Origin of the sequence: Lysobacter enzymogenes, from assembly GCF_023617245.1 — a bacterium.
GTDB classification, from domain to species: domain Bacteria; phylum Pseudomonadota; class Gammaproteobacteria; order Xanthomonadales; family Xanthomonadaceae; genus Lysobacter; species Lysobacter yananisis.
Window position 1 is genome coordinate 5800001 of record NZ_CP067396.1, and the last position, 26042, is coordinate 5826042.

Genomic DNA, 26042 nt, shown 5'->3' on the forward strand with positions numbered 1-26042 from the left:
CAGCTGGCAGCTGGTGCGGGTCAACCGCGGCCAGACCCTGGGTTCGGTGTTCAAGGACATGGACATTCCCAAGTCCACGATGAGCCAGATCCTCGAGCAGCCCGGCGCGCGCGAAGCGCTGATGCGGATGAAGCCCGGCACCGAGCTGGGCTTCGACATTCCGGTCAACGGCTCGCTGCGCACCTTCCGCTACGACCAGGACGAAGGCCACCGGGTCGAGCTGAGCATCGCCGGCGACAAGGTCACCGACAAGAAAGTCATCGCCCGCCAGAGCCAGGTCCGGACCGTGGTGCTCAGCGGCAAGGTCGGCAAGTCGCTGTTCCGTTCGGCGCGCAAGGTCGGGCTGACGCCGGCCAACATCAACACGCTGACCGACGACATCTTCAAGTACGACATCGACTTCAACGAGGACGTCGGCACCGACGACCGCTTCAGCGTGGTGGTCGAGCAGACCTGGCGCGAGGGCGAGCTGATCAGCACCGGCCCGATCCTGGCCGCGACCTTCACCAGCGACGGCAAGCTGCACACCGGCTTCCGCTTCGACCGCGGCGGCAAGCCCGAGTACTTCACCGGCGACGGCCGTCCGCTGAAGAAGAGCTTCATCCGCATGCCGATCCCGTACGCGCGCCTGACCTCGGGTTTCGGCACCCGTCGGCATCCGGTGCTGGGCAGCATCCGCATGCACGCCGGCGTCGATTACGCGGCCGGCACCGGCACGCCGATCATGGCCGCCGGCGACGCGCGCGTGCAGTTCGTCGGCTGGAAGGGCGGCTATGGCCGCGCGGTGATCCTCGACCACGGCCGCGGCTACACCACGCTGTACGGCCACATGTCGAACTTCAGCAAGATCAAGCCGGGCCAGCGCGTGCCGCAGGGCACGGTGATCGGCTACGTCGGCAGCTCGGGCATGGCCACCGGGCCGCACCTGCACTACGAATTCCGGGTCAACGGCGTGCACCGCAACCCGCTGTCGATCACCATGCCGCCGCCGGAGCCGCTGAGCGGCATGGCGCTGGCGCAGTTCCGCCAGCAGACCGCGGTGGCGCTGGGGCGCATCCGCCAGGTCGAGAACATCATCTACGCCGATGCCGGTCCGGCGCCGGCCGCGGCGCCCGCGGTCGCCGCGGCGGCGGTCGCCAAGACCGTGGCGGTGGCCAAGACCAAGGGCAAGAAGAAAAAGACCTCGCGCGGTTGAACGGCGCGACGGTCGCGACGACAAGGGCCCTGCGGGGCCCTTTCGTTTTTGTGCGGATACCGGGATGCTGCGGCGTTGCGCATGACACCGCATACGTGCGGCGCGACGCGACGCGCGGAACGATCACGATCAAGCGCCGGCGAGCGCTACTGGAAGGCATTCGTCATGGTTGAGAGTTCTTCGGTCCCGGCTGAAACAAGCGTCGCTACGCCCAGCGCAGGCCTTGGGAAACATCGTCATGGTTGAGAATTCTTCGGTCCCGACTGAGTCAAGCGTTGCTACGCCCAGCGCAGGCCTTTATCTTGGCCTGATCTCCGGCACCAGCGCCGACGGCATCGACGCCGCCCTGGTCCGCTTCGAGGCCGGCGCCGCGCCGACCCGCTGCGAGTTGGTGATCGGCCGCACCTACGCCTGGGACGCGGCGCTGCGCGAGCGTCTGGTCGCGCTCGGCCAGGGCGGCGACGCGCGCTCACTGGAAGAGTTGGGCACGCTCGACATCCAGACCGCCGAGGCCTTCGCCGCGGCCGCGCGCGCCCTGCTCGAGGACGCCGGCGTGGCGCCCGGCGAGGTCGCCGCGATCGGTTCGCACGGCCAGACCGTGCGCCATCGCCCGGCCGGCGCGGCCTTCGACGGCCGCCATCCCTTCACCTGGCAGATCGGCGACGGCGCGGTGATCGCCGAGCGCTGCGGCATCGCCACCGTGGCCGACTTCCGTCGCCGCGACGTCGCCGCCGGCGGCCACGGCGCGCCGCTGATGCCGGCCTTCCACGCCGCGCTGCTGGGCTCGCCGGACGAAGACCGCGCCGCGCTGAACCTCGGCGGGATCGCCAACTTCACCCTGCTGCCGGCGCACGGCGCGGTGCGCGGCTTCGACACCGGGCCGGCCAACTGCCTGATGGACGCCTGGGCGCTGCGCCACCTGGGCACGGCGTTCGACGCCGACGGCGCGTTCGCGACCCGCGGCGAGGTCGACCCGGCGTTGCTGGCGCGGCTGCTGGACGAACCGTGGTTCGCGCTGCCGCCGCCGAAGAGCACCGGGCGCGAGCAATTCCAGCTGGACTGGGTCGAAGCGCGCCTGGGCGGCGGCGAGCGGCCGCAGGACGTGCAGGCGACGCTGCTCGAGCTCAGCGCGGTCACCATCGCGCAGGCGCTGCGCGCGCAGCAACCGGCGACCCGGCGGGTGCTGGCCTGCGGCGGCGGCGTGCGCAACGGCGCGCTGCTGGCGCGGCTGGCGGAGCGGCTGCCGGGCGTAGCGGTGGAGACGACCCAGGCCTATGGGCTGGACCCGGATTTCGTCGAGGCGATGGGCTTCGCCTGGCTGGCGCGGCAGACCCTGGCGGGATTGCCGGGGAACCTGCCGAGCGTGACCGGCGCGCGCGGGTTGCGGGTGCTGGGGACGGTGCATCCGGCGGGATAGATCGTCTGGCCGGAGGCCGCTGCAGGAGCGGCGCGAGCCGCGATGCGGGCGGTTGGGAGACGCGGCGGTGCGGGTACGCGGCGCACCCCAGCGATCTGGCTTCGGGATGTGCCGCCGTGGTTGTGTTGGCGCGGTCGCGGCTTGCGCCGCTCCTACAGGGAGTGGCCGAAGCTGCCGAAAGCCGCTGTAGGAGCGGCGCGAGTCGCGACGCGGGCGGTTGGCGGACGAGGCGATCGGGGACCTGGCGCGACTCGGCGATCCGGGCTCCGGGATGCGGCGGCGCGGTTGCGTCGGCGCGGTCGCGGCTTGCGCCGCTCCTGCAGGTCAGCCCCGGCAGTGCGCCGCGCGCGCCTCAGCCTTCGCGGTTCGGGCGGAATTCTTCCAGCAGTTCCAGGCCGCTGAGGTCCGGGCCGATCGGGCGCGGCGCCGGGGCGTCCTGCGGTTCGGCGCGGCCGATCAGGGCGAAACCGGGGTCGCTGGGAATGCCTTCCATCGCCGCGATCGCTTCCTGCAACGCGCGGCTGTCGTGGTCTTCGAAGCGGCCGGCCATCTCGGCCTCGACCGCGAACAGGCCGGTCTCGATCAGGTGCAGGGCGGTGCGCTGCAGGCTCCAGCCGCGCGCTTCCGCCACCCGGCGCAGCCGGTCGGAGAGTACGGGGTCCAGGTTGTGCAGGATGATGTCGGTCACTGTGTGGCAAGTTGCCATCCCGACCCTGCGCTGCGCAACACGAAATTGGCTGAACCGCGTTCACCGGCACGACTTCGCCGGCACCTTCGTCGCGGCGTTCAGGCATGCGGGACGCTGACGGGCGGCGGCCGGCGCAGCGCCAGGGCGATGCACAGCGCCAGCGCCGGCACGCCGACCAGGGCGGTGCCGACGAAGAACAGCGCATAGCCTTCCAGCAGCGTGCGGCCGGCGGCCAGTTCGGTCACCGCGACCCCGGACAGGCCCTTGAGCAGCTTGCCGAGCAGGGCGTAGAACGAGCTCAGCAGGGCGTACTGGGTGGCGGTGTAGCCGATGTTGGTCAGGCTCGACATGTAGCCGACCAGGGCCACGCCGGCGTAGCCGTTGCAGAAGTTGTCGATGACCATGGCCGCGGTGAACACGCGGGCGTCGTTGCCGTGCAGGGCCAGGTAGGCGAAGGCCAGGTTCGAGAGCGGGCCGAGCACGGCGCCGGCGATCAGGGTCGGGATGAAGCCGTAGCGCACCGCGGTCAGGCCGGCCGCGGCGACCCCGGCGACGGTCGCGACCAGGCCGAACGAGCCGCGCACCGCGCCGACGGTTTCCTTGTCCATCTTCAGGTCGGCGTAGAACGGGTTGGCCATCGGCCCGAACAGGAAGTCCGGCAGCCGGTACAGGCTGATCGTCAGCAGGATCAGCAGGGCCAGCCGGCCGTGCTGGCGGAAGAACGCCACGAACGGGCCGATCACCGCGTCGAACAGGCCGCGCGCGGTGAACAGCGCCGGGTGCGGGCCGGCGGCGGCGATCAGGCTGGCCTGCGGCTCGCGCGCGCGCAGCGTGGCGACCACGCCGACGCCGAGCAGCAGCGCCATGATTTCGTAGGACAGCGACCAGCCGGCGTGCGCGGCCAGGATCAGGATCAGCGAATCGGTGACCAGCAGCGCGCCGCGGTAGCCCAGGGTCGCGGTCGAGGTCAGCAGGCCCTGCTGCTCGGCGCTGTCGGCGCTCTCGATGCGCCAAGCGTCGATGACGATGTCCTGGGTCGCCGAGGCGAACGCCACCACCAGCGCCAGCGCGCCGAACACCAGCAGTTGGTCGAGCGCGACGCCGGCGAAGAGCAGTTCGCCCTGGCGCGGCTCGACCAGGGCCATGCCGACCAGGGCGGCGGCGGCGACCAACTGCGACAGCAGCATCCAGCCGCGGCGGCGGCCGAGCCAGCGGCCCAGCACCGGCGCGTCGATCTTGTCGACCAGCGGCGCCCACACGAACTTCAACGAATAGGCCAGGCCGACCCAGGACAGGAACCCGATCGTGCTGAGCTCGATCGCGTTCTCGCGCATCCAATAGCCCAGGGTATTGCCGACCAGGTAGATCGGAATGCCCGAGCTGAAGCCCAGCAACAGCATCGCCAGCACCTTGGGCTGGCGCAGGTTGGCCAGCACCAGCCGCCAGCCCTTGCGGGCCGGCGGCGAAGCGGCGCCGGCCGGAGCCGGCGCACCGGGCTCAGAGGTCATAGTCGACCGTGAACGGGGCGTGGTCGGAGAAGCGCGGGTCCTTCAGGATCGCGCAATCGCGCAGCTTGGCGCGCAGGCTGGGAGTGGCGAACTGGTAGTCGATGCGCCAGCCCACGTCGTTGGCGCGCGCGGCGCCGCGGTTGCTCCACCAGGTGTAGTCCTGGCCCTGGGCCTTGAGCGCGCGGTAGGCGTCGACCCAGCCGCTGTCGTCGGCGCACACGCCGTTGAGCCAGTCGCGCTCCGGCGGCAGGCAGCCGGAGTTCTTCTGGTTGCTGGTCCAGTTCTTGATGTCCAGGCGGCTGCGCACGATGTTCCAGTCGCCGCACAGGACGTAGTCGCGGCCGCTGGCCAACCACTCGTCCAGGATCGGCTTGAGCCATTCCATCACTTCGAACTTGAAGCCCTGGCGCAGCTCGCCGGACGAGCCCGAAGGGATGTAGAACGAGACCACGCTGAGGTTGCCGAAGCGCGCCTCGATGTAGCGGCCCTCGTCGTCGAACGGGGCCCAGCCCAGCGCGGTGCGCACTTCGTCGGGCTCGCGTTTGGCGTAGATCGCCACGCCGCTGTAGCCCTTCTTGGTGATCGCGTCGCGGAAGTAGGCGCGGTAGCCCTCGGGCAGGAACTCCGGGCCGGTGAGCTGGTGCTCCTGGGCCTTGGTCTCCTGCACGCACAGCACGTCGGCGTCCTGCGCCTTGAACCAGTCGAAGAAACCCTTGGTGGTGGCCGAACGCAGGCCGTTGGCGTTGAAACTGATGATGCGCATGCGCGTTCCGGGGCGGGAAGTGCGCACGATCATAGCAACCGGCCGGGCGCGGGTATCATGCCGCGCATGAGCGTGTGCCGCCCATGAGCCATCCCCCCGACAGCGCCGCCCCGGCGGACGCGCGCGCCGCGCCGCCCGCCGTGCGCGTCGGCGTGGTCTCGCCGATGCTGGCCCCGGCCGTGCGCATGCTGCAGGTCGCGCCCGAACAGCTGCCCTTCGTCGGCGATACCGCCTACAACCTGGAGCAGACCCGGCTGGACCCGCACAGCGAGGCCATGGCGGTGCTGGTCGGCGAACGCGTGGTCGGCTTCTACCGCCTGGATTTCAGCGTCGATGCGATCGCCGGCCGCGCGCTCGGCGAACCCAGCGTCGGCCTGCGCGCCTATGCCATCGACCGGCGCGAGCAAGGCCGCGGCTACGGCACCGCGGCGATGCGCGCCTGCGTCGAGGACCTGCGCCTGCGCCATCCGCAGCGGCGCCTGCTGGCGCTGACGGTCAACGTGCGCAACCTCGCCGCCATCGCCGCCTACCGCAAGGCCGGCTTCGCCGACACCGGCGAGCTCTACCACGGCGGCTCGGCCGGCCCGCAGCACCTGATGCTGCTGCGGCTGGCGCCGCCTTCCCCCTCCCCCACTGCGACCGCGCCATGACCGACCACCGCACCCGCTTCCTGCAACTGGCCCTCAAGGCCGACGCCCTGCGCTTCGGCGAATTCACCCTCAAGTCCGGCCGGGTCAGCCCGTACTTCTTCAACGCCGGGCGCTTCGATTCCGGCGCCGCGCTGGCCGGCCTGGCCGGCTGCTACGCCGACGCGATCGCCGCCGCCGGGCTCGACTTCGACCTGCTGTTCGGCCCCGCCTACAAGGGCATCCCGCTGGCCACCGCGCTGGGCTGCGAGTACGCCGGCCGCGGCCGCGACCTGCCGCTGGCGTTCAACCGCAAGGAAGCCAAGGCCCACGGCGAGGGCGGCATGCTGATCGGCGCGCCGCTGGCCGGGCGCCGGGTGCTGATCGTCGACGACGTGATCACCGCCGGCACCGCGATCCGCGAAGCGCTGGGCCTGATCCGCGACGCCGGCGGCACGGTCGCCGGGATCGTCATCGCCCTGGACCGGCAGGAAGCCGTGGACCCTGCACAATCCCGACGCTCGGCGGCAGAAACTGTCGCAATCGAACACGGCCTGCCGGTGATCGCGATCGCCTCCCTCGACGACCTGCTCGCCTTCACCGGCGCCAGCGCCGAGTTTTCCGCCCAGCGCGAGCGCCTGCTCGCCTACCGCGCCGCCTACGGCCGCGAGGCCTGAGCGCCGGCGCCGCGCCCGGCCCGCGGGGGTCGGGCGCAGGCGTAAAATTGTGAATTTCGTCACAAGTAATTTCCGGGCCATGGCCCGACTCTTGCGTCAACGCCTCTTCGACAGACAGCCCGAAGGCGAGAACGCGACATGAAAGCCACGATTCCCTTGCTCGCCGCCGCGGTGGCGCTCGCGTTGGCCGCCCCGCTCGCCGGCGCCCAGACCGCGCCCAAGGCCAAGAAGCTGTACTGCTGGAACGAAGACGGCCGCAAGGTCTGCGGCGACGCCCTGCCGGCGCATGCGGTCGACAGCGCGCGCACCGAGATCAGCGCCAAGAGCGGCCTGGCCACCGCCCAGGTCGACCGCGCGCTGACCGCGGACGAGCGCGTCGCCGCCAACCAGGCCGCGCGCGCGCAGCGCAGCGCGGATCTGGCGGCCGAAGCGCTCAAGCGCCGCGACCGCGCCATGGCCGAGTCCTACGCCACCGAGGAAGACCTGCGCAAATCCTTCCAGGAGCGGATCGTGCTGCTGGACGAGACGGTCAAGGCCTCGCAACTGGGCATCGAGGGCCGCCGCCAGACCGTGCTGAGCCTGCTGCGCAAGGCCGGCGAGGCCGAGCTCAACGGCAAGCCGGTCAGCAAGGTGCTGGCCCAGAACGTGCGCGGCCAGCACGACGAACTGCTGCACCAGCAGGAGGTGCTCAAGCAGCAGTTGCTCGAGCGCAGCCTCGCCGACGAAGACCTCGCCACCGCGCTGCAACGCTACAACGCGCTCAAGACCAAGAACGCACGCGGCGGCTGAGCCGGCGACGCGGCGACCGCCGCGAGCTCCCATCGCCGAAAACCAAAACGCCGCGGCGGGCCGCGGCGTTTTCGTTTCTGCAGTCGGTGCGTGCCGGTGCGGGCAAGGCGCGGGTGGACGCAGGTTCTCGGCGCGACCGGCCCGCGACGCGGACGGCGGCCTCGCCGCCGCCTTCGAGCTACGCCCGGCCTCGAGCTACGCCCGCATCGGGCCGGCGCCCTCGAGCGCCGGTCCCCGCGAGGGCGCCGCGGCTCAGAACGGCAGCGCCAGATCCGGCTTGATCGCGTGCAGCTGGGCCCGGAACAGCCCCTGGATGCGCTCCATCGCGGCCTGGCTGTCGGCGTCGAAACGCATCACCAGGATCGGCGTGGTGTTGGACGCGCGCACCAGGCCCCAACCGTCGGGGAAATCCACCCGCAGACCGTCGATGGTCGACAGCCGCGCGCCCTCGAACGACGCCTCGTTGCGGAAGCGCTCGACGAAGCTGTGCGGGTCGCCGTCGGGCGCGTCGACCTTGATCTCCGGAGTGGCCACGCCGTTGGGCAGCGCGTTGAGGGTCTGGCTCGGGCTGTCGGGCTGCGCGGCGAGGATCTCCAGCAGGCGCGCGGCCGAGTAGATGCCGTCGTCGAAGCCGTACCAGCGCTCCTTGAAGAAGAAGTGGCCGCTCATCTCGCCGGCCAGCTCGGCGTCGGTCTCGCGCATCTTGGCCTTGATCAGCGAATGCCCGGTCTTCCACATCAGCGGGCTGCCGCCGTGGCGCAGGATGTGGCCCGGCAGGCGGCCGGTGCACTTGACGTCGTAGATGATCATCGCGCCCGGGTTGCGCTCGAGCACGTCGGCGGCGAACAGCATCAGCAGGCGGTCGGGGAAGATGTTCTGGCCGTCGCGGGTGACCACGCCGAGGCGGTCGCCGTCGCCGTCGAAGGCGATGCCCAGGTCGGCGTTGAGGCGCTGCACCATCTTGATCAGGTCGACCAGGTTGTGCGGCTCGCTCGGATCGGGGTGGTGGTTGGGGAACTCGCCGTCGATCTCGCAGTACAGCGGGGTGACCTCGGCGCCGATCGCGGCCAGCACGCGCGGGCCGATGTCGCCGGCCACGCCGTTGCCGGCGTCGACCACGACCTTGAGCGGGCGGTCGATCTGGATGTCGGAGGCGATGCGCTGGACGTAGTCCTCGGAGATGTCGCGCTCGGTCAGCGTGCCCGGCTCGTCCGCGGTGTGCAGGCGGCCGCCGACGATGCGCCGGTACAGGTCGGTGATGGCGTCGCCCGACAGGGTCTCGCCGCCGACCACGATCTTGAAGCCGTTGTAGTCCGGCGGGTTGTGGCTGCCGGTCAGCGACACGCAGGAGCCGGCGCGCAGGTGGTAGGCGCCGAAATAGGTGACCGGGGTCGGCGCCAGGCCGATGTCGGTGACGTTGCGGCCGGCCTTGCGCAGGCCGGCGATCAGGCCGTCCATCAGGCTCGGGCCGGACAGGCGGCCGTCGCGGCCCACCACGATTTCGCTCAGGCCCTGGTCGTGCATGACCGAGCCGACGGCGTGGCCGATCATTTCGGCGATGCCCGGATCCAGGTTCTGGCCGACCACGCCGCGGATGTCGTAGGCGCGGAAGATGCCGTTGTCCACGGCCAGCGGCCGCGACGCGGCCTGGGAGGTGTTCTCGCTCACGGTCACTGCGTTCGCTTCGGGTAAGGGGGCGCTCATGGTCTCAGCCAGCGTCTGAACAGGACCTTCGTCCTCCACCGGGCCGCCCGCCCGACCCAGGCGCTGGCGCACGCGCACCAGCACGAACGCGAGCAGCGCCAGCACCACCGCGGCGATGAAGCACGGCAAGGCGCCCATGCCGAGCGGACCGCCGGCGATGTCGGGCACCGCCGCGGCCACGCGCAGGTCGCTGCCGGGGATCTTGGCCGCCAGCGCTTCGGCGCCGTTGTTGAGCGCGGTGTCGCCGCGCTCGATCACGCTGAAGCCGCCCTGGCGCAGCGCCAGGTAGCTGTCGCTGCCGAGGTCGGCCTTCTCCACGCCGTCGCCGACGCGTTGCAACGGCAGTTGCACGTAGGCCACGCCGACCAGCTGCTCGCCGACCCGCGCCGGCGCCGCCATCGCCAGCACCGACTTGCCGCCGTCGCGCACGATCGCCGCCATCGGCTTGTCGGCGACGATCGCCGCCTCCATCGCCCCGAGCCGGCCGTAGCCGCTCTTGGGCAGGGCCGCGTATTCCTCGGCCAGGTCCGGCGGCAGCACCGTGCCGGCGCTGGCGCCGGGCCAGTTCTTGCCGAGTTCGGCGCTGGCCGCCTTGAAGTCGCCGGCCTGCAGCGCCGCCTGCATCGGCGCGGACTCCAAGCGTTCGCGCAGGCGCTTGTGTTCGGCGCCGAGCGCGTCGTGGGCGCTGCTCACGGCCGCGTCGCGCACCTGCAGCAGGTCGGCGCGGCGCAGGGCATCGCGGTGCTGTTGCACACCGGCCCAGGCCATCCACAGCGCCAGCACGCCGCACAGCGCGGCCGCCGGCAACAGCGCGGGCCTGAGTTGCGCCGCGGAGATCTGCGGCTTTTCCAGCTTCACTTCGACCATAACCTGCAACCTTCCCCTCAGAGTGTTCTGTCCCGGGCCGGCGGCCAGCGCCGCCCAGTCTGCCCCGCCGCCCGCGGCCGCGTCCGTCGACTGCGCCCCGGCATCGGCCGAAAGCGCCCATCGAACGCACGGTCGCGGTCCGTCGCGGCGGGTCCCCCGGCCCGCGCGGCGATCGTGCCGATCGCGGCGGGCGTCCGCAAAGTCACAAGCACGATGCGTGCCAGCTTCGCGCGAGCGCCCTCCCCCAGGGCCGCCGCGCGGGGTTCAGCGCACGCCGGTATGGCCGAAGCCGCCCTCGCCGCGCTCGCTGGCCTGGAACTCGCTCACCACCTGCAGGCTCGCGCGCACGATCGGCAGCACCACCAACTGGGCGACCCGGTCGCCCGGCTGGATCGTATAAGCCTCGCTGCCGCGGTTCCACACGCTGATCAACAGCGGTCCCTGGTAATCGGCGTCGATCAGGCCGGTGCCGTTGCCGAGCACGATGCCGTGCTTGTGGCCCAGGCCGGAGCGCGGCAGCACCACCGCGCACATCGCCGGGTCGCCGACGTGCACCGCCAGGCCCGACGGCAGCAGCGCGGCGTCGCCGGGCTGCAGCGTCAGCGGCTGTTCGAGCGCGGCGCGCAGGTCCAGGCCGGCGCTGGCCGGGGTCGCGTACGCGGGCAACGGCCATTCGCCGCCGAAACGCGGGTCGAGGATCTTCAGTTCCAGGGTGTGGTGCATGCGGTCTTCCGAAACGAACGGTATTTCAAGAACGACGGCGCGCCGGGGCTCAGGCCGGCCAGCGCGCCAGGATCAGGTCGAGCAGTTGGTCGGCCAGCTCGGTCTTCGGCGCCGGCCCGAGCGCGAGCGCGCCGTCGCGCCAGTACACGGTCAGGGCGTTGTCGTCGCTTTCGAAGCCGCTGCCGGACACGCCGACGCGGTTGGCCGCGATCATGTCGACTTTCTTCTTCTCCAGCTTGCCGCGGGCGTAGAACTCGACGTCGTGGGTCTCGGCGGCGAAGCCGACCACCACGGTCGGACGGCGCGCGTGCACCGCGACCTCGGCCAGGATGTCGGGCGTGCGCACCAGCGCCAGGGTCAGCTGCTCGTCCTTCTTCTTGATCTTGCCCGGGGCGATCTCGGCCGGGGCGTAGTCGGCGACCGCGGCGGCGCCGATGTAGACGTCGGCCGGGAGCTGGGCGATCACCGCCTCGCGCATCTGCCGGGCCGAGCGCACGTCCACCCGCTCCAGGCCGGCCGGGGTCGGCAGCGACACCGGGCCCGCCACCAGCACCACCTGCGCGCCGCGGCGCGCGGCGGCTTCGGCGATGGCGAAGCCCATCTTGCCGCTGCTGCGGTTGCCGATGAAGCGGACCGGATCGATGTCCTCGTAGGTCGGGCCGGCGCTGACCACGATGCGGCGCCCGCCGAGGCTGGCGGCGCTCATGCGCGGGCCTCCTGGGCCAGTGCGGCGGCTTGCTCCAACGCAGAGACGATTTCGTGCGGTTCGAGCAGGCGCCCGGGGCCGGATTCGGGCTCGGCCATGCGGCCCTCGCCCGGGCCGAGGAAGCCGACTCCGCGCCCGCGCAGGGTGGCGACGTTGGCCTGGGTGGCCGGGTGGCCCCACATGCGGTGGTTCATCGCCGGGGCGATCGTCACCGGCGCCTCGGACGCCAGGCACAGGGTGCTGATGAGGTCGTCGGCGAAGCCGTGGGCGAGCTTGGCGATCATGTCGGCGGTGGCCGGCGCGATCAGGATCCGCTGCGCCCAGCGCGCCAGTTCGATATGGCCCATCGCCAGCTCGGCGGCCTCGTCCCACAGCGAGGTGCGTACCGGCTGGCCGGACAGCGCCTGGAAGGTCGCCGGCCCGACGAAGCGGGTGGCGTTCTCGGTCATCGCCACGCGCACCTGGGCGCCGGCGTCCTGCAGGCGGCGCACCAGGTCGGCGGCCTTGTAGGCGGCGATGCCGCCGCAGACGCAAAGCAGGATGCGTTGGGCGTGCAGCGGCGGGGTGGGGTCTTGCGCCATGTTCGGCCGGGCTCGCTGGAGTTCTTGCTGACGGGTGTTCGCGTTGCGGGCGGAACGACTCGGCCGGCCGCGGCGGCCCGGCGATTTCCTACCTCCGCCCAAGCCGATAGCTTACCCGATGGGCCGTCGCGCCCCGATCACGCCGCGCCGTCTTCGCCGCCACGATGCGGCCATGCGAATCCAAGAATGGCCCAGCGCGGAGCGGCCGCGCGAAAAACTCCTCGCCCGCGGCGCGACCACGCTGTCGGACGCCGAATTGCTGGCGCTGATCCTCGGCTCGGGCGTGCGCGGCCACGACGCGGTCGGCACCGCCCGCCGCCTGCTGAACGAACACGGCCCGCTGCACGCGTTGCTGGAGCAGCCGCCGGCGCGGCTGCTGCGCATGCGCGGCATCGGCAAGGCCCGCGCCTGCGCGCTCAAGGCCGCGCTGGAACTGGCCGCGCGCAGCCAGATGGCGGAGCTGGAGCGCGGCAGCGCGGTCACCGATCCGCCCTCCGCCGGCCGCTATCTGGCGCAGAAACTGCGCGGCCGCCCGCACGAGGTGTTCGCGGCGCTGTTCCTCAACAACCGCCACGGCGTGATCGGCTACGAGGAGCTGTTCCAGGGCACCGTCGACGGCGCCGAGGTGCACCCGCGCGAAGTGGTGCGGCAGGCGCTGCAGCACAATGCCGCGGCGGTGATCGTGGGCCACAACCACCCCAGCGGCAACGCCGAGCCCAGCCCCGCCGACCGCGCGGTGACCCAGCGGCTCAAGCAGGCGCTGGCGCTGATCGACGTGCGCCTGCTCGACCATTTCGTGATCGGCGACGGCAAGCCGGTGTCGATGGCGATGCGCGGCTGGATCTAGCGGACGGCAGTCGGCGGACAGGCGTCGGCAGGCAGCGGACGCCGGGATCCGGCCGCAACCGCCGTTCACCGTTTCCTCACCGCGTCCGCTATCTCCTGGCCGCCCCGCCCAGCCAGCCCGGAAGCGAGTAAAATGCGCGGTTCCGCAACGCCCCGCGAAAGCGCATCTCCCGTGAAAACCACCCTCCACGCCCTGGTCGCGCAGGCCATCGACGCCCTGCGCGACGCCGGCACCGTGCCGGCCGACCTGTCCACGCCCGACTTCGTGATCGAGCGGCCGAAGAACCGCGGCCAAGGCGACTTCTCCACCAACGCCGCGATGCTGCTGGCCAAGCCGGCGCGCAGCAATCCGCGCGAGCTGGCGCAGAAGCTGGTCGCCGCGCTGCCGGCGAACGCCGACATCGCCAAGGTCGAGATCGCCGGCCCGGGCTTCATCAATTTTCATGTCGACGAAGCCGCCTGGCGCCGCCAGATCGGCGAGGTGTTCGCCCAGGGCGCGAACTACGGCCGCAACGCCAGCGGCGCCGGCCGCCGCGCCGGGGTCGAGTTCGTCTCGGCCAATCCGACCGGACCGCTGCACGTCGGCCACGGCCGCGGCGGCGCGATCGGCGACTGCATCGCGCGCGTGCTCCAGGCCAACGGCTGGGACGTGATGCGCGAGTTCTACTACAACGACGCCGGCGTGCAGATCAACAATCTCGCCGTCTCGACCCAGGCGCGCGCGCGCGGCCTCAAGCCCGGCGACGAGGCGTGGCCGGAAGGCGCCTACAACGGCGACTACATCGGCGACGTCGCCCGCGCCTACCTCGACGGCGCCACCGTCGAGTTCGAGAACCACGCCGTCACCGGCAAGGGCGACATCGACGACCTCGACGCGATCCGCCAGTTCGCCGTGGCCTACCTGCGCCGCGAGCAGAACGAGGACCTGGCCGCGTTCGGCGTCGGTTTCGACGTGTATTTCCTTGAAAGCGCGCTGTACGAGCAGGACAAGGTCGAGGAGACCGTGCGCGAGCTGGTCGCCCACGGCCACACCTACGAGGAAGGCGGCGCGCTGTGGCTGCGCTCGACCGACTTCGGCGACGACAAAGACCGGGTGATGCGCAAGTCCGACGGCAGCTACACCTACTTCGTGCCGGACGTCGCCTACCACCTGAGCAAGTGGCAGCGCGGCTACGAGCGCGCGATCACCGAACTGGGCTCGGACCACCACGGCTCGCTCGCGCGCGTGCTCGCCGGTTTGCAGGCGCTCGATGCCGGCATCCCGCAGGGCTGGCCGGAATACGTGCTGCACCAGATGGTCACGGTGGTGCGCGGCGGCGCGGAGGTGAAGATCTCCAAGCGCGCCGGCAGCTACCTGACCCTGCGCGACCTGATCGACGAAACCGGCCGCGACGCGGTGCGCTGGTTCCTGATCGCGCGCAAGCCCGATTCGCAGCTGACCTTCGACATCGACCTGGCGCGTTCGCAGTCGATGGACAATCCGGTCTACTACGTGCAGGTCTCGCATGCGCGCATGCACGGCCTGGTGCGGCAGCTGAACGAACGCGGCCTGTCCTACGACCAGGCCCACGGACTGGCCCAGCCGCTGGACCTGGACGACGTCGCCGCGCACGAGCTGATCGTGACGATCCTGCGCTACCCCGACGTGGTCGCCGCCGCCGGCCGCGACCTGGAACCGCACCAGGTGGCCGCCTACCTGCTGGAGTTGGCGCAGGCCTTCCAGACGTATTACAACGATCACCAGTTCCTGGTCGACGACGACGCCCAGCGCCACGCGCGGCTGGTGCTGGCGATGGCGACCCGCCAGGTCCTGGCGAACGGTCTGGAACTGTTGGGGATCCACGCCCCGGAGGTGATGTAAGTGGCGGCACGACGCGGCAAATCGCAGGCCAAGCGCAACAACCAGGGCAACGACAGCCTGCCCGGCTGGGCCTGGGGCGTGCTCGGGCTGCTGCTCGGGGTCGTGCTGATCCTGGTGGTGCCCAAGTACTTCAAGGCCGACGGCAAGGGCGACGGCTTCTTCCGCCCGCAGCCCAACCCCGACGCGCAACCGGCCTCGGTCAGCGCCGAGGAGGACGCGGTCGCGCCGGAAGGCAGCGCCAGGCCGGCCCGCGCCGAGGCCCAGGCCAAGGCGGACAAGCCCAAGGGCGCCGCCGACAAGACCAAGGACGGCCCCGAGTACGATTTCTACAAGATGCTGCCCGGCAAGGAAGTGGAGATGAGCGACGCCGAGCTCGCCGCCACCGAAGCCGCCGAAGAGCAGCGCCGCGCCGCCCAGCAGCGTCGCGCCGGCCAGACCGCCGCGGCCCAGCCGACGACGGCCGCCGCGACGGCCTCGGGCCCGGTCGCGACCACCCTGCCCAAGCCGGTCGACACCCTCGCGCCGGCGCCGTCCAAGCCGCCGGCCCCGGTCGCCACGGCCACCGCGCCGCCGGCGGCGTCGGTCGCGCCCAAGCCGCCGGTCGTGGCCGCCGCCCAAGGCACGCCCGCCGCGCCCGCGACCGCGACGGTCGCCGCGGCCGCCGCCCCGGCGGTCAGCGACAACACCCGTTACCTGCTGCAGGCCGGCGCGTTCCAGGCCTCCGGCCAGGCCGAGGAGATGAAGGCCAAGATCGCCATGCTCGGCCTCGGCGCGCGGGTGGAATCGGCGCAGATCGGCGGCAAGACCGTCTACCGCGTGCGCATGGGACCCTACGGCACCGCCGGCGACCTGGCCGACGCCAAGCGCAAGCTCGCCGACGGCGGCCTGCCGGGAATGGCGATCAAGGTCCAGTAAGGCCTCGCGCCGCCTCGGATTCGACCGCGGCGGCAGGGCTTTCAATCCCGACGCTCTAGGCGCATCGGGATTGCCCTCAGGCCCGCCGCTGCTGGCGAAGTGAGAAGGGGCCTTCAGGTCCGCCACTCTTGATGCAGTGAGAAGGCCTTCAGCTCCTCCGCTCTTGATGCAGTGGGAGGGCCTTCAGGTCCGATGCCTTCCGTTCGGATCGCAGCGATCTGCGCCGAAAGCGTCGGGCCTGAAGGCCCTCCCACGGTTTTCGCCCGCGGCGCCCGCCGCTTCCGCGCGCGGACGCAACCCGGAATACCGATTGCACGCAACCGCGCGTCGGCGTACGGACGCCTTCCGGCAGCGCGTCCGGCCACAGCGCGACGACGGTCACCCTGCCCCGCACAGGCGCCGCATAGACTTCGCCGGCTGATTGCACGTCGCTTGGGGATGGGATGGACAAACGCATTCTTCTGGGCTGCCTGGGCGGGGCAGGCATGCTGTTGCTGTTCGGATTGCTGACCAAGCTGTTCGGCCTGGATGCGCGCCAGGCGATCGACACCGGCATCGGCCCGCTGCCCCTGATCGACATCCTGGCGGCGCTGGTCTCGATGTTCCTCGGCGGCGCGCTGGCCCGCCACGCCCGTTTCCGCTGGATCGCCTTGCTGCTGCCGAGCGCGATGTGGGCGCTGACCTTGTTCGCCGTGGTCGCGATGGCCCAGCCCGACAGCCCGCCGCCGATGCGCTCGATCGGCGCGGCGTTGAAGTACAACGCGCTGGCGATCGCGCTGACCCTCGCCGCCGCCTTCGCCGGCGCCCTGCTGGGCGAACGCTTCGGCCGCAAGCGCTTCGGCGCGCTCGGAAGCGACGGCCTGATGCGCCGCTGAAACTTCGGCGGCGTTTTTCCCCGCGGCGGAAATGCCTGCATCCGCGTGTAGGAGCAGCGCAAGCCGCGACCGCGCCACCGCGCCACCGCGCCTGCGACGATCCCGTCCTATCGCCGGTAACCGAAACCGTGGCGCGTCGTTCGATCGCAGACGAGTGCGCGCCATACGGTGGTCTGTGGCGTGCGAACCCCATCCTTGCCGATCGGCGACGTCGAGGCCCGCGCGGGGCTTGCCGCTGCGTTGCAGCGGGCTATCGGCTGGAATCGTCGTAGTTGCGGCAGCGCGGTCGCGGCTTGCGCCACTCCTACAAGGAGCGGGGCGGATTCACGGCGATTGGGTGCGCGCCGCCCGGATTGGCTGGGCGGCGCGATGGCGCGGGCTCAGGCCGCGTCGCTTTCGGCTTGGGCGCGGACGCGCTTGAGCGCGATCAGCGCCGAGGTGTCGGCTTCGCCGTAGCCGCGCTCGATCAGTTCGGCGTAGTCGGCCGCGGCCTGGTCGAGGGTGGCGGTGCGGATGCCGGTGTCGCGGGCGATGCCCTGGACGATGCGCAGGTCCTTGAGCATGTGCTGGCACTTGAAGCCGGGCGCGAACTCGTCGCGCAGCATGGTCGCGCCGCGCTTGTCGAGGAACCAGTTGCTGGCCGCGCCGGCCATCAGCGTCGGCAGCAGCTTGTCCGCGTCCAGGCCGAGCTTCTCGCCCAGCGCCAGGCCTTCGCACACCGCTTCGTTGATGCCGGCGACCAGCACCTGGTTGATCGCCTTGGTCGCCTGGCCGGCGCCGGTGCCGCCCATGTGGGTGATGCGCGCGGCGTAGCTGGCGACGATCGGCTGCACGCGCTCGAACTGGGCCGCGTCGCCGCCGACCATGATCGACAGCTTGCCGTTGCGCGCGCCTTCCACGCCGCCGGACACCGGCGCGTCGAGGAAGCCGATGTCGTGCGCGCCCAGCGTCGCCGCCGCGCGGCGCGCGGTCTCGACCGAGACGGTCGAATGGTCGACCACGATCGCGCCCGGCTTGAGCACCTCGGCCAGCGCGGCCACGTTCTCCAGCACGTCCGCGTCGAGCGACACGCACAGCACCACCACGTCGCAGTCGGCGAAGTTCGCCGCCGACCGCGCCGCGCGCACGCCCAGTTCCGACGCCAGCGCGTCGGCCTTGGCCTGGGTCCGGTTGCCGACCGCGGTCAGCCCCCCCGTGGCGTGTATGTAGCGCGCCATCGGCGCGCCCATCGCTCCCAGACCGATCACCCCTGCTTTCATTTCGAACCTTCTGCCCGTCCGGGCGCTGATTGTTGCCAAACCATGATGCGGCATCGCCGCGTTGCGCGCTCGGTCCGCTGTCGCGACCCGGCGCTCGCGCCCGGGCCGGTGCCGGCGGCGCAGGGGGGAGATCCCGTTCCCGGCCGCCAGTCGCGCCAGCCGCCGGCGTCCCTAAACCGTTCATTGCCGCCACCGGGCCGCGGCCCGCAGGCGGGTCCGCGGCGCGGCCGCCCGAGCCCCGGGCAGGCGCCCGCCGGGCGCCTCAAGCCCGATTCAGGCCGCCTGCCACTCGTAGACGTCGACCCGCGAGGACCCGGTCAGGTGCAGCGGATCGGCGAAAGCCAGCACCCGCGCCTCTTCCAGGTCGACCGCGCGCAGGACGTAGGCGCCGCCGGTCTTGTCGCCGAAGCCGCCGGACAGCTCCAGCCGCGCCTGCGCGCGCAGGCCGTCGAGGAACTCGCGGTGCGGGCCGATCTGCTCGGTGTCGAACTGCGGCAGGCGCATGACCATGACCAAATAGCGGTTCATCGCGCCTCCTCAGGCCAGCGGAGTGTCGTCGAGATAGGTGTAGCCGGTCAGCCCGGTCTCCAGCGCCGCTTCCAGCCGCGCGGCCTCCTCGGCCGGCAGGCCCGCGGCGGCGACCTTGGCGCTGTAGGCGGCGCGCAGCTCGGCCAGCTTGTAGCCGACGTAGTCGAGCATCACGTCGGTGGTGTCGCCGCGGCGCTGCTGGGCGAAGCGATAGCCGTCGCCGTCCACGCGCACTTCCAGCGCGTCGGTGTCGCCGAACAGGTTGTGGATGTCGCCGAGGATCTCCTGGTACGCGCCGACCAGGAAGAAGCCGAGCCGGTAGCTCTCGCCCGGCTTGAGCGCATGCAGCGGCAGCGAGCTGTCCAGGCCTTCGGTCTCGACGTAGGTGTCGATCTTGCCGTCGGAATCGCAGGTCAGGTCGGCGATCACGCCGCGCCGCTGCGGCTTCTCGTTCAAGCGCTCGATCGGCGCGATCGGGAACACCTGGTCGATCGCCCACACGTCCGGCATCGACTCGAACACACTGAAATTGACGAAGTACTTGTCGACCAGGCGCTCGTTGAGTTCGTCGAGCAGGTCGCGGTGGCTCTTCTCGCCCACGTCCAGGCGCGCGCGCACGGCGTGGGCGATGGCGTAGAACAGGTCGTCGATGCGCGCGCGGTGGGTCAGGTCGATCTGGCCCAGCGCGTACAGCGACAGGCCTTCGCCGTGATGGTGCTGGGCTTCGTGGAACAGCTCCACCGCCGGGCGCTGGCCGAGTTCGTCGTGGATCTCGCGCAGATGGCGGATCACCGCCGGCTCGTCCTCGTGCGCGGGCGGCACCCGGCCTTCGGGCGCTTCTTCAATCTCCGACACGTTCGCCACCAGCACCGCGTGGTGCGCGGTCATCGCGCGGCCGCACTCGGTGACCACGCGCGGCGGGGTCAGGCCGTATTCCTGGCAGGCCTCGGCCAGCGGCTGGACGATGTTCGAAGCGTATTGATTGACGCCGTAGTTGATCGAGCAATAGCTGCGCGAACGGGTGCCTTCGTAGTCGATGCCGAGGCCGCCGCCGACGTCCATGTAGCGCACCTTGGCGCCGAGCTTGGACAGTTCGACGAAATAGCGCGTGGCCTCGCGCATGCCGTTGGCGATGTCGCGCACGTTGGAGATCTGCGAGCCCATGTGGAAGTGCAGCAGGCCCAGGCAATCCTGCAGGCCGTTGTCGCGCAGTTGCTTCCACAGGTCCAGCACCTGGCGCGGGCTGAGCCCGAACTTGGCCTTGTCGCCGCCGCTGTTCTGCCACTTGCCCGCGCCCAGCGAGGCCAGGCGCATGCGCACGCCCAGGCCCGGCTTCACGTCCAGCGCCTTGGCTTCCTCGAACACCAGCGCCAGCTCGGACGGCTTTTCGACCACGATGTAGGTCTCCATGCCGAGCTTGCGGCCGATCAGGGCCAGGCGGATGTACTCGCGGTCCTTGTAGCCGTTGCACACGATCAGCCCGCCCGGCCGGCTCAGCGCCAGCACCGCCATCAGCTCGGGCTTGCTGCCGGCTTCCAGGCCGAAGCCCTCGCCCGCGTGCGAGGCCAGCGTGCCGGCGACGCCCTGGTGCTGGTTGACCTTGATCGGGTAGACCGCGGTGTAGCCGCCGGCGTAGTCCCAATCCTTCATCGCCTGGGCGAACGCGCTCTGCAGCTTGCCGAGGCGGTCGCCGAGGATGTCGGGGAAGCGCACCAGCAGCGGCAGCTTGGCGCCGGCCGCGCGCGCGGCGTCGACCACTTCCGGCAGCGGCACGGTCGGGCCGCGCTCGCCGCGCGGCTTGACCACGATCCGGCCGGCGCCGTCGATGTCGAAGTAGCCTTCGGACCAATGCGGGATCGAATAGGTCTTGCGGGCCTGATCGAGCGACCAGTCGGACATCGGCGCGTTACCGTAGAAAACCGTGGGGAAGGCGCATTCTACAGGCCGCGTCCTTCCGGGGGACCGTCCGCGCGCGGCCCGGATCGGCCGGATCGGCAAAAAACCGCCGCGCCGCGGGTCCGCCGGGCGCGCCGGAACCGCCCGCCGGCCGCCCTCGCGACGTGCGTTCATACCGGTCCGCTACAATCCGCGCCCCAAGCCCGGCGCCGCCCGGGCCGCCGCCGGTCCGGCCCGCCGTTCGCCGCCGCCCGCCCGAAGGCCGATCCATCGTCCGAACCCGCGTCGTCTTATTCAGGAGCAAGCGCATGACCAACGAAGCCCAGTGGCATTACGAGAACTTCGAGCCGACCGGCTCGTCCATCGGCTATCGCATCACCCGCAAGCTCGACGAGGTGCAGTCGCCGTTCCAGAAGATCGAGATCTTCGAGACCACCGACTGGGGCAACCTGATGCTGATCGACGGCGCGGTCATGCTGACCACGCGCGACAACTTCCTCTACCACGAGATGATGTCGCACCCGGCGCTGTTCACCCACGCCGCGCCGAAGAACGTGGTGATCATCGGCGGCGGCGACTGCGGCACCCTGCGCGAGGTGCTCAAGCACCCCGGCGTCGAGGAAGCCGTGCAGTGCGACATCGACGAGCAGGTCACGCGCATGGCCGAGAAGTGGTTCCCGGAGCTGTGCGACAGCAACGGCGACGCGCGCGCCCAGCTGCTGTTCGACGACGGCATCGCCTACATGGCCAACCGCCCGGCCGGCAGCGTCGACCTCATCATCGTCGATTCCACCGACCCGGTCGGCCCGGCCGAGGGCCTGTTCAACAAGGCGTTCTACGACAGCTGCTTCCGCGCCCTGCGCGAGGACGGCATCCTGGTGCAGCAGTCCGAATCGCCGCTGATGCTGCTCAAGCTGATCCAGGAAATGCGCACCGAGATGGGCAAGGCCGGCTTCGCGACCTTCAAGACCCTGCCGTTCCCGCAGCCGTGCTACCCGACCGGCTGGTGGAGCTGCACCCTGGCGCGCAAGGCCGGCGGTTTCGATTTCCGCCAGAACGATTCGCAAGCCAAGGCCTTCGCGACCAAGTACTACAACGCCGGCATCCACCACGGCGCGCTGTCGACCCCGGCGTTCGTGGCGCAGGCGCTGGGCGAGTAAGCGCTTCGCAGGTTTCGCTGGAAGAAAAAGCCACGCACTCGCGGGGCTTTTTTCGTAGCACGACTGTAGGAGCGGCGCGAGCCGCGACCGCGACATCGCGCTTACGACGCAAACGGCTGCAACGCGGTCGCAGCTTGCGCAGTTCCTACCGATAGCGTCCCGGGCAAGTTCGCGATCCGGAACCCAACCGGGCTCCGGATCGGACTCCCCTCAGCGGAACGCCGCCATCGCCGCCGCGCGCTCGCGCATCACCCGCTCGTTGTCGCGCGTGCTCGTGCCCAGCGGCCGGCTCACGCCGCCGGAGACATAGCTCTGGTCGATCGTGGAGAAATAGCCGATGCGCGGCTGCGGGTTCGAGTTCACCGCCATGATCGTGCGGAAGTTGCCGGTCGAGTTGACGTAGCCGTGGCCGTACGCGAACGGCGTGGTGGTGGAATCGTTGTCGTGGCGGGCGCCGAACAGGTGCGCGGCCTCGTGCACGAAGGTGAAGGTGCTGCACGAATGGTTCTGCACGAAGAAGCCGTTGGCCGCGCTCGCGCCGATCGCCGCGGCCTGGCCGCACAACGCGCCGCTGGGGCTGGTCAGGCCGGTGCGCACGACCAGCGCGACCAGGTCGGCACCGGTGTTGTCGCGCTCGGTGGTGGCATACGCGTCGTACCAGCCGTCGTTGGTGGTCTTGATGCGCGACACCAGCGTGGAGGCGGTGTTGGTCGCCTGGCCCTGGCTGGCGAAGCGCACGCCGGCGCTTTGGAAGCGCACCGCCAGGCCGTTGTTGGCGAACGCGGTGTTCGACTGGGCGATGAAGAACGCGGCGCGGTCGTTGGCCGAGTTCTCGCCGCCGAGTTCGGCCACCGCTTCGGGCGTGTAGACCTGCAGCACGCGCACCACCGGATCGGCCAGCAAGGCGTTGGCCGAGGCGGACGCGCGCGCGCCGTTGTCGCGCTGCGGCGGCAGGTCGACGTGCGCCGGCGTGTCGTCGCCGCCTTCCAGGCTCGCCGGATCGCGCTTGACCAGGTATTGCTGCGCGCCGTTCTCGGAGGTCAGCAGTTCGTAAACCTCGCCCGCGGCGGTGGCGATCTGGCCGGTGACGCGCTCGCCGCGCACCACGAACAGCGCGGTCGACGGCGCCTGCGCGCCGAGCTGGAGCTGGCCGTTGGCCAGCAGCCGGTCCGCGCCCGACCACACCACCTCGCCGTCCGCGGTGCGGTACGACTTGGCCAGCCGCATGTGCATGCGCGCGCCTTCGGGCAGGCTCAGCACCATCTCGCGCTGGCCGTCGACCAGCAGCTTGCGGTCGATCGACACCGCCGCCGCCCAGTGCGCGCTGTTGCCGCGCAGCATGCCCTGGACATGGGCCGGAACCGCGGCGGTCGCCGCGGCGCGCGAAGGCTGCGCGCGGAACAGTTCCGGCGCCGTGGCCGATTGCGCGCCGGCGAGGTTCGCCGCGGCCGCGATCGCGCCGGCGATGGACGCTACCAACAAGGTCTTGCGCATCTGAGTTCTCTCCTCAACGTTGCAGCGATGATGGGCACCGCGGCGGCGATGGCCGCGCGATGGGTTCATGGCCGCATCGCCGCTTGCCGGTCGCGTCGGGGCGATGGCGCAGGGGCGCGGTCGAGCTACCGCGAACGCTGCTGAGCTTAGGCACGCGGCGCGGCGGCCGAATCGAGCGCGCAAGCGCCGCGCGCGCCGCGAAACACGGGGCGCATCACATATTCACGGTTTGATACTTCCGGGCCGCGCAGGCCGAAGCCTGCCGATGCGCGCAGCGACGCTTTTATCGGGCCGAACGACCGACAGCCCCGGCAGACGCGGAGCTGTCCCAAAGTGTAGGAACTACGCAAGCTGCGACCGCGAAACCACGCTTACTGCGCATGTGCGGCACCCAGGCCGCAACTCGCGCGGCGTCCGCCAGGCTCAGCCGAACAATTTCGCCGCGCCGACATTGAGCGCATAACCGCCCACGGTCAGCGTCGCGAACAGCACCGCCGCCAGCAGCATCGGCTTGGCGCCGGCCTGGCGGATCGCGCCGATGTGGGTGCGCAGTCCCAGCGCCGCCATCGCCATCGCCAGCAGCACGGTGTCGAGCTGGATCAGCGCGGCCTTCCACGCCGCCGGCAGCAGGTGCAGCGAATTGATCCCGCTGACCGCGACGAACAGCAGCGCGAACCACGGGATCGCGATCTTCGACCGGGTTCCGTCCGCGCCGGCGCCCGCGCCCAGGCGCGAGGACAGGATCAGCAGGAACGGCGCCAGCAGCATCACCCGCAGCATCTTCTCGATCACCGCCGCCGACGCCGCCTGCTCGCTCACCGCGCGCCCGGCGACGACGACCTGGGCCACCTCGTGGATGGTCGAACCGGCGAACACGCCGTAGGCATGCTCGCTCAGGCCCAGGTACGGATAGGCCCAGGGGTAGACGAACATGCCCACGGTGCCGAACACCACCACCGTGGCCACCGCCACCGAGACCTTGTGCGCCTGGCCCTTGACCACCGGCTCGGTCGCCATCACCGCCGCCGCGCCGCAGATAGCGCTGCCGGCGCCGATCAGCATCGAGGTCTCGCGGTCGAGCTTCAGCCAGCGCGTGCCCAGCCAGGTGCCCAGGCAGAAGATGCCGGCGACCACGACGATGTCCACCGCCAGCCCGGCCGCGCCGACCCCGGCGATCTCCTGGAACGTCACCCGCAAGCCGTACAGCACGATCCCGGCGCGCAGCAGCATGGCCTTGCTGAAGTCCACGCCGCTGCCGACCCGGCCGGCGATGGCCGGAAACACGGTATTGCCCGCGGCGATGCCCAGCACGATCGCCAGGGTCAGCGCACTGAGCCCGGCCGCCTGCAGCGCCGGCAGCGCCGCTAGGCCCATGGCCGCGGCCGCGATCGCCGCCGCCAGCGCCAGTCCGGGCCAGAACCCCGGTTGCCGGTGCGCGCCTTGCGGGGCGGCGGGGACGGGCGAGGTCGGGGTCAGGGCGGCGGACACGGCGGCGTACTCGATGCGGAAAGGCGGTGCCACGGTAGGCCCGCCCCCTTTCGGAGTCCAATACATATAATTCAACGATCCATGAGTTGGGCTCATAGCCATGAACCTGCACCTGCTGCGCGTGTTCCTGACCGTAGTCGAACAGCAAGGCTTCTCGCGCGCGGCCGAGGCGCTGTTCGTCAGCCAGTCGGCGGTGTCCAAGGCGGTGCGCGAACTGGAGAATCAGCTCGACCTGCCGCTGCTGGAGCGCACCGGCAGCGACGGCAAGGCGGTGCGCGGCGGCGTCCACGGCATCGCCCTGACCGACCACGGCCGCGCCGTGTTCGAGCACGCCCGCGCGATCTTCGCCCTGGAACGCATCGCCACCGAGGACGTGCGCGACCGGGTCGAGCTGCGCCAGGGCCGGCTGCGCATCGGCGCCAGCACCACGGTCGCGGCCTACTGGCTGCCGCAGCAACTGGGTCCGTTCGTGCGCGCGCATCCGCGCCTGACGACCGAACTGGCGGTCGCCAACACCGAGGAAATCAGCCGCGCGGTGATCGACTGCACGGTCGACATCGGCTACGTCGAAGGCAGCGTCGAGGACCCGCGCATCGCCGTCGCCCACTGGCGCGACGAACCGCTGCGCCTGGTCGCGCCCGCCGACAGCGCGCTCGGCCTGCGCCGGCGGCCGTCGATCGGCGAGCTGTCGCGCCAGACCTGGCTGCTGCGCGAACCCGGCTCGGGCACGCGCCAGGTCGCCCAGTCGCTGTTCGCCGCGCGCGGCATCGCGCCGGAGCGGACCATGGAGATCGGCAGCAGCGAGGCCATCGCCCGCGCGGTCGTCGCCGGCGTCGGCATCGCCGTGCTGCCGGCGACCGTGGTCGCCGACCTGATCCTGATGCAGCGCGTGCGCCCGATCGCGTTGGGCGAGGACGAAACCCTGAGCCGCCCGCTGTACCGGCTGGAACTGGCCAACCGTCCGCGCGCGCCGGCCTTGCAGGCGTTCCTGGAATACGAACGCGAGCATTGAGACGCGGCGACCCTAGCTGTTGTGGGAGGGACTTCAGTCCCGACGCTCTTGTTCCAGGTCGTTCGAACAGCCCTCACCGTCTGAACGAAAAGCATCGGGACTGAAGTCCCTCCCACAACGGCGGCGCGGCGCTGATCGGGGCATCGTTCGAATCGCTTGCGTCGTCGCCGGATCGGCGCGCTCGAAGCGCGCGCCGACACCCACACATCGATCATGCCGGCGCCGAACCGCACCGCGCTGAAGACGAGGAAGAAACTCACCGCCTGCTTGACGAACAGGCCGCGGGGGCGGAGAAAGCGCGGCCAGTTCACGGGAGGCCCGCAGCCGCGGAGAAGCGCGAGTGTCGCGGCCGGCCGCATCGGTCGAAAGTCCTGTCGCGGCGCGCGCAGCGGCGGCGTGGGCGCCGCGGGGAGCAAGCGCGGCGCGACGGCGCGGGCGCGACTCACCCGGTGCCGGCAATGCAG

General features: G+C 71.2%; 23 protein-coding genes and 2 pseudogenes (1 of these 25 cut by a window edge). 12 read left to right on the forward strand and 13 right to left on the reverse strand.

Annotated features, from left to right (window positions below; genetic code table 11):
* Both JHW41_RS24230 and JHW41_RS24235 read left to right on the forward strand, forming a co-directional pair.
* Positions 1-1195, forward strand: partial view of a M23 family metallopeptidase gene (locus JHW41_RS24230; RefSeq protein ID WP_057945912.1) — the 3' portion only. Its footprint begins 305 nt before the window's first position; only the last 1195 of its 1500 coding nucleotides appear in the window; its start codon lies beyond the left edge, outside the window; its stop codon occupies positions 1193-1195.
* A gap of 238 nt (positions 1196-1433) precedes the next feature.
* Positions 1434-2612, forward strand: a complete 1179-nt coding sequence (locus JHW41_RS24235; protein WP_250448100.1) for an anhydro-N-acetylmuramic acid kinase — start codon at positions 1434-1436, stop codon at positions 2610-2612.
* A gap of 352 nt (positions 2613-2964) precedes the next feature.
* On the opposite strand, the gene JHW41_RS24240 is transcribed toward JHW41_RS24235, so the two are convergent.
* From JHW41_RS24240 to JHW41_RS24250, 3 genes are all read right to left on the reverse strand, one after another.
* Entirely contained in the window at positions 2965-3300 is a 336-nt protein-coding gene (locus JHW41_RS24240) for a hypothetical protein (protein ID WP_057945911.1), read from the reverse strand.
* Positions 3301-3398: 98 nt separating this feature from the next.
* On the reverse strand, positions 3399-4808 hold the full coding sequence (locus JHW41_RS24245; RefSeq protein WP_250448102.1) for an AmpG family muropeptide MFS transporter: 1410 nt from the start codon (positions 4806-4808) through the stop codon (positions 3399-3401).
* Positions 4798-5571: an exodeoxyribonuclease III gene (locus JHW41_RS24250; protein WP_250448104.1), complete on the reverse strand. Its 774-nt coding sequence runs from the start codon at positions 5569-5571 to the stop codon at positions 4798-4800. Before JHW41_RS24250 ends, JHW41_RS24245 begins: the two co-directional genes overlap by 11 nt.
* An 83-nt stretch (positions 5572-5654) precedes the next feature.
* Between JHW41_RS24250 and JHW41_RS24255 the strand changes: the two genes are divergently transcribed.
* The 3 genes from JHW41_RS24255 to JHW41_RS24265 all read left to right on the forward strand — a co-directional run bounded on the left by JHW41_RS24255 (position 5655) and on the right by JHW41_RS24265 (position 7663).
* Positions 5655-6221, forward strand: a complete 567-nt coding sequence (locus JHW41_RS24255) for a GNAT family N-acetyltransferase (RefSeq protein ID WP_250448105.1) — start codon at positions 5655-5657, stop codon at positions 6219-6221.
* On the forward strand, positions 6218-6874 hold the full coding sequence (gene pyrE / locus JHW41_RS24260; protein ID WP_250448107.1) for an orotate phosphoribosyltransferase: 657 nt from the start codon (positions 6218-6220) through the stop codon (positions 6872-6874). The genes JHW41_RS24255 and pyrE overlap by 4 nt, the downstream gene beginning before the upstream one ends.
* Positions 6875-7012: 138 nt before the next feature.
* Entirely contained in the window at positions 7013-7663 is a 651-nt protein-coding gene (locus tag JHW41_RS24265) for a hypothetical protein (protein WP_250448109.1), read from the forward strand.
* A gap of 252 nt (positions 7664-7915) precedes the next feature.
* On the opposite strand, the gene JHW41_RS24270 is transcribed toward JHW41_RS24265, so the two are convergent.
* The 3 genes and pseudogenes from JHW41_RS24270 to coaBC all read right to left on the reverse strand — a co-directional run bounded on the left by JHW41_RS24270 (position 7916) and on the right by coaBC (position 12244).
* A complete protein-coding gene (locus tag JHW41_RS24270) occupies positions 7916-10234 on the reverse strand; it encodes a phosphomannomutase/phosphoglucomutase (RefSeq protein ID WP_250448112.1) in 2319 nt (772 codons plus the stop codon).
* A gap of 264 nt (positions 10235-10498) precedes the next feature.
* Entirely contained in the window at positions 10499-10957 is a 459-nt protein-coding gene (gene dut, locus JHW41_RS24275) for a dUTP diphosphatase (RefSeq protein ID WP_057945904.1), read from the reverse strand.
* Positions 10958-11006: 49 nt separating this feature from the next.
* A pseudogene (gene coaBC, locus JHW41_RS24280) lies at positions 11007-12244 on the reverse strand (bifunctional phosphopantothenoylcysteine decarboxylase/phosphopantothenate--cysteine ligase CoaBC).
* A 172-nt stretch (positions 12245-12416) separates the two neighbouring features.
* Between coaBC and radC the strand changes: the two are divergent.
* From radC to JHW41_RS24295, 3 genes are all read left to right on the forward strand, one after another.
* Positions 12417-13091: a RadC family protein gene (gene radC, locus JHW41_RS24285; protein WP_250448114.1), complete on the forward strand. Its 675-nt coding sequence runs from the start codon at positions 12417-12419 to the stop codon at positions 13089-13091.
* A 171-nt stretch (positions 13092-13262) separates the two neighbouring features.
* Positions 13263-14951 carry an arginine--tRNA ligase gene (argS, locus tag JHW41_RS24290; protein ID WP_250448116.1) on the forward strand — a complete coding sequence of 563 codons (1689 nt, stop codon included), beginning with the start codon at positions 13263-13265 and terminating at the stop codon, positions 14949-14951.
* Positions 14952-15866: an SPOR domain-containing protein gene (locus JHW41_RS24295; RefSeq protein WP_250448118.1), complete on the forward strand. Its 915-nt coding sequence runs from the start codon at positions 14952-14954 to the stop codon at positions 15864-15866. It abuts the gene before it with no gap.
* 113 nt (positions 15867-15979) lie between these two features.
* On the opposite strand, the gene JHW41_RS27680 is transcribed toward JHW41_RS24295, so the two are convergent.
* Positions 15980-16084 carry a DUF6053 domain-containing protein gene (locus tag JHW41_RS27680; protein ID WP_428995595.1) on the reverse strand — a complete coding sequence of 35 codons (105 nt, stop codon included), beginning with the start codon at positions 16082-16084 and terminating at the stop codon, positions 15980-15982.
* Here JHW41_RS27680 and JHW41_RS27685 point away from each other — a divergent pair.
* Together JHW41_RS27685 and JHW41_RS24300 are read left to right on the forward strand one after the other, a co-directional pair.
* Positions 16038-16376 (forward strand): DUF6053 domain-containing protein, encoded by a 339-nt coding sequence (locus JHW41_RS27685; RefSeq protein WP_428995429.1) that lies wholly within the window; start codon positions 16038-16040, stop codon positions 16374-16376. The two genes, JHW41_RS27680 and JHW41_RS27685, sit on opposite strands and share 47 nt — an antisense overlap.
* The gene (locus tag JHW41_RS24300) at positions 16352-16741 is read left to right on the forward strand and encodes a hypothetical protein (RefSeq protein ID WP_057945900.1); all 390 of its coding nucleotides are present in this window, start codon (positions 16352-16354) and stop codon (positions 16739-16741) included. Before JHW41_RS27685 ends, JHW41_RS24300 begins: the two co-directional genes overlap by 25 nt.
* A 380-nt stretch (positions 16742-17121) precedes the next feature.
* Here JHW41_RS24300 and JHW41_RS24305 read toward each other — a convergent pair whose 3' ends face one another.
* The 3 genes from JHW41_RS24305 to speA form a co-directional block, all read right to left on the reverse strand.
* Complete coding sequence (locus tag JHW41_RS24305) at positions 17122-18000, reverse strand: NAD(P)-dependent oxidoreductase (RefSeq protein WP_057945899.1); 879 nt, start codon at positions 17998-18000, stop codon at positions 17122-17124.
* A gap of 273 nt (positions 18001-18273) precedes the next feature.
* On the reverse strand, positions 18274-18528 hold the full coding sequence (locus JHW41_RS24310; protein ID WP_057945898.1) for a YciI family protein: 255 nt from the start codon (positions 18526-18528) through the stop codon (positions 18274-18276).
* Positions 18529-18537: 9 nt separating this feature from the next.
* Complete coding sequence (gene speA / locus JHW41_RS24315; RefSeq protein ID WP_250448120.1) at positions 18538-20427, reverse strand: arginine decarboxylase; 1890 nt, start codon at positions 20425-20427, stop codon at positions 18538-18540.
* 305 nt (positions 20428-20732) lie between these two features.
* Between speA and speE the strand changes: the two genes are divergently transcribed.
* The gene (gene speE / locus JHW41_RS24320) at positions 20733-21584 is read left to right on the forward strand and encodes a polyamine aminopropyltransferase (protein ID WP_250448122.1); all 852 of its coding nucleotides are present in this window, start codon (positions 20733-20735) and stop codon (positions 21582-21584) included.
* Positions 21585-21794: 210 nt separating this feature from the next.
* On the opposite strand, the gene JHW41_RS24325 is transcribed toward speE, so the two are convergent.
* Together JHW41_RS24325 and JHW41_RS24330 are read right to left on the reverse strand one after the other, a co-directional pair.
* A complete protein-coding gene (locus JHW41_RS24325) occupies positions 21795-23078 on the reverse strand; it encodes a M12 family metallo-peptidase (protein ID WP_250448123.1) in 1284 nt (427 codons plus the stop codon).
* A gap of 423 nt (positions 23079-23501) precedes the next feature.
* Positions 23502-24452, reverse strand: coding sequence for a YeiH family protein (locus JHW41_RS24330; protein ID WP_250451262.1), 951 nt, complete (start codon positions 24450-24452; stop codon positions 23502-23504).
* A 214-nt stretch (positions 24453-24666) separates the two neighbouring features.
* Between JHW41_RS24330 and JHW41_RS24335 the strand changes: the two genes are divergently transcribed.
* Complete coding sequence (locus JHW41_RS24335; protein ID WP_250448125.1) at positions 24667-25578, forward strand: LysR family transcriptional regulator; 912 nt, start codon at positions 24667-24669, stop codon at positions 25576-25578.
* 50 nt (positions 25579-25628) lie between these two features.
* Here the strand turns inward: JHW41_RS24335 and JHW41_RS27690 are convergent.
* Positions 25629-25673: pseudogene (locus JHW41_RS27690) on the reverse strand (hypothetical protein); the annotation flags it as partial.
* Positions 25674-26042: the final 369 nt, after the last annotated feature.

What these genes read in the sequence shown, in the direction of transcription:
- JHW41_RS24235 (WP_250448100.1), top strand. Translation starts at nt 1,434, where the DNA reads ATGGTTGAGAATTCTTCGGTCCCGACTGAGTCAAGCGTTGCTACGCCC.
- JHW41_RS24245 (WP_250448102.1), bottom strand. Translation starts at nt 4,808, where the DNA reads ATGACCTCTGAGCCCGGTGCGCCGGCTCCGGCCGGCGCCGCTTCGCCG.
- JHW41_RS24250 (WP_250448104.1), bottom strand. Translation starts at nt 5,571, where the DNA reads ATGCGCATCATCAGTTTCAACGCCAACGGCCTGCGTTCGGCCACCACC.
- JHW41_RS24255 (WP_250448105.1), top strand. Translation starts at nt 5,655, where the DNA reads ATGAGCCATCCCCCCGACAGCGCCGCCCCGGCGGACGCGCGCGCCGCG.
- pyrE (WP_250448107.1), top strand. Translation starts at nt 6,218, where the DNA reads ATGACCGACCACCGCACCCGCTTCCTGCAACTGGCCCTCAAGGCCGAC.
- JHW41_RS24265 (WP_250448109.1), top strand. Translation starts at nt 7,013, where the DNA reads ATGAAAGCCACGATTCCCTTGCTCGCCGCCGCGGTGGCGCTCGCGTTG.
- JHW41_RS24270 (WP_250448112.1), bottom strand. Translation starts at nt 10,234, where the DNA reads ATGGTCGAAGTGAAGCTGGAAAAGCCGCAGATCTCCGCGGCGCAACTC.
- dut (WP_057945904.1), bottom strand. Translation starts at nt 10,957, where the DNA reads ATGCACCACACCCTGGAACTGAAGATCCTCGACCCGCGTTTCGGCGGC.
- radC (WP_250448114.1), top strand. Translation starts at nt 12,417, where the DNA reads ATGCGAATCCAAGAATGGCCCAGCGCGGAGCGGCCGCGCGAAAAACTC.
- JHW41_RS24300 (WP_057945900.1), top strand. Translation starts at nt 16,352, where the DNA reads ATGCTGTTGCTGTTCGGATTGCTGACCAAGCTGTTCGGCCTGGATGCG.
- JHW41_RS24305 (WP_057945899.1), bottom strand. Translation starts at nt 18,000, where the DNA reads ATGAAAGCAGGGGTGATCGGTCTGGGAGCGATGGGCGCGCCGATGGCG.
- JHW41_RS24310 (WP_057945898.1), bottom strand. Translation starts at nt 18,528, where the DNA reads ATGAACCGCTATTTGGTCATGGTCATGCGCCTGCCGCAGTTCGACACC.
- speA (WP_250448120.1), bottom strand. Translation starts at nt 20,427, where the DNA reads ATGTCCGACTGGTCGCTCGATCAGGCCCGCAAGACCTATTCGATCCCG.
- speE (WP_250448122.1), top strand. Translation starts at nt 20,733, where the DNA reads ATGACCAACGAAGCCCAGTGGCATTACGAGAACTTCGAGCCGACCGGC.
- JHW41_RS24325 (WP_250448123.1), bottom strand. Translation starts at nt 23,078, where the DNA reads ATGCGCAAGACCTTGTTGGTAGCGTCCATCGCCGGCGCGATCGCGGCC.
- JHW41_RS24330 (WP_250451262.1), bottom strand. Translation starts at nt 24,452, where the DNA reads ATGGGCCTAGCGGCGCTGCCGGCGCTGCAGGCGGCCGGGCTCAGTGCG.
- JHW41_RS24335 (WP_250448125.1), top strand. Translation starts at nt 24,667, where the DNA reads ATGAACCTGCACCTGCTGCGCGTGTTCCTGACCGTAGTCGAACAGCAA.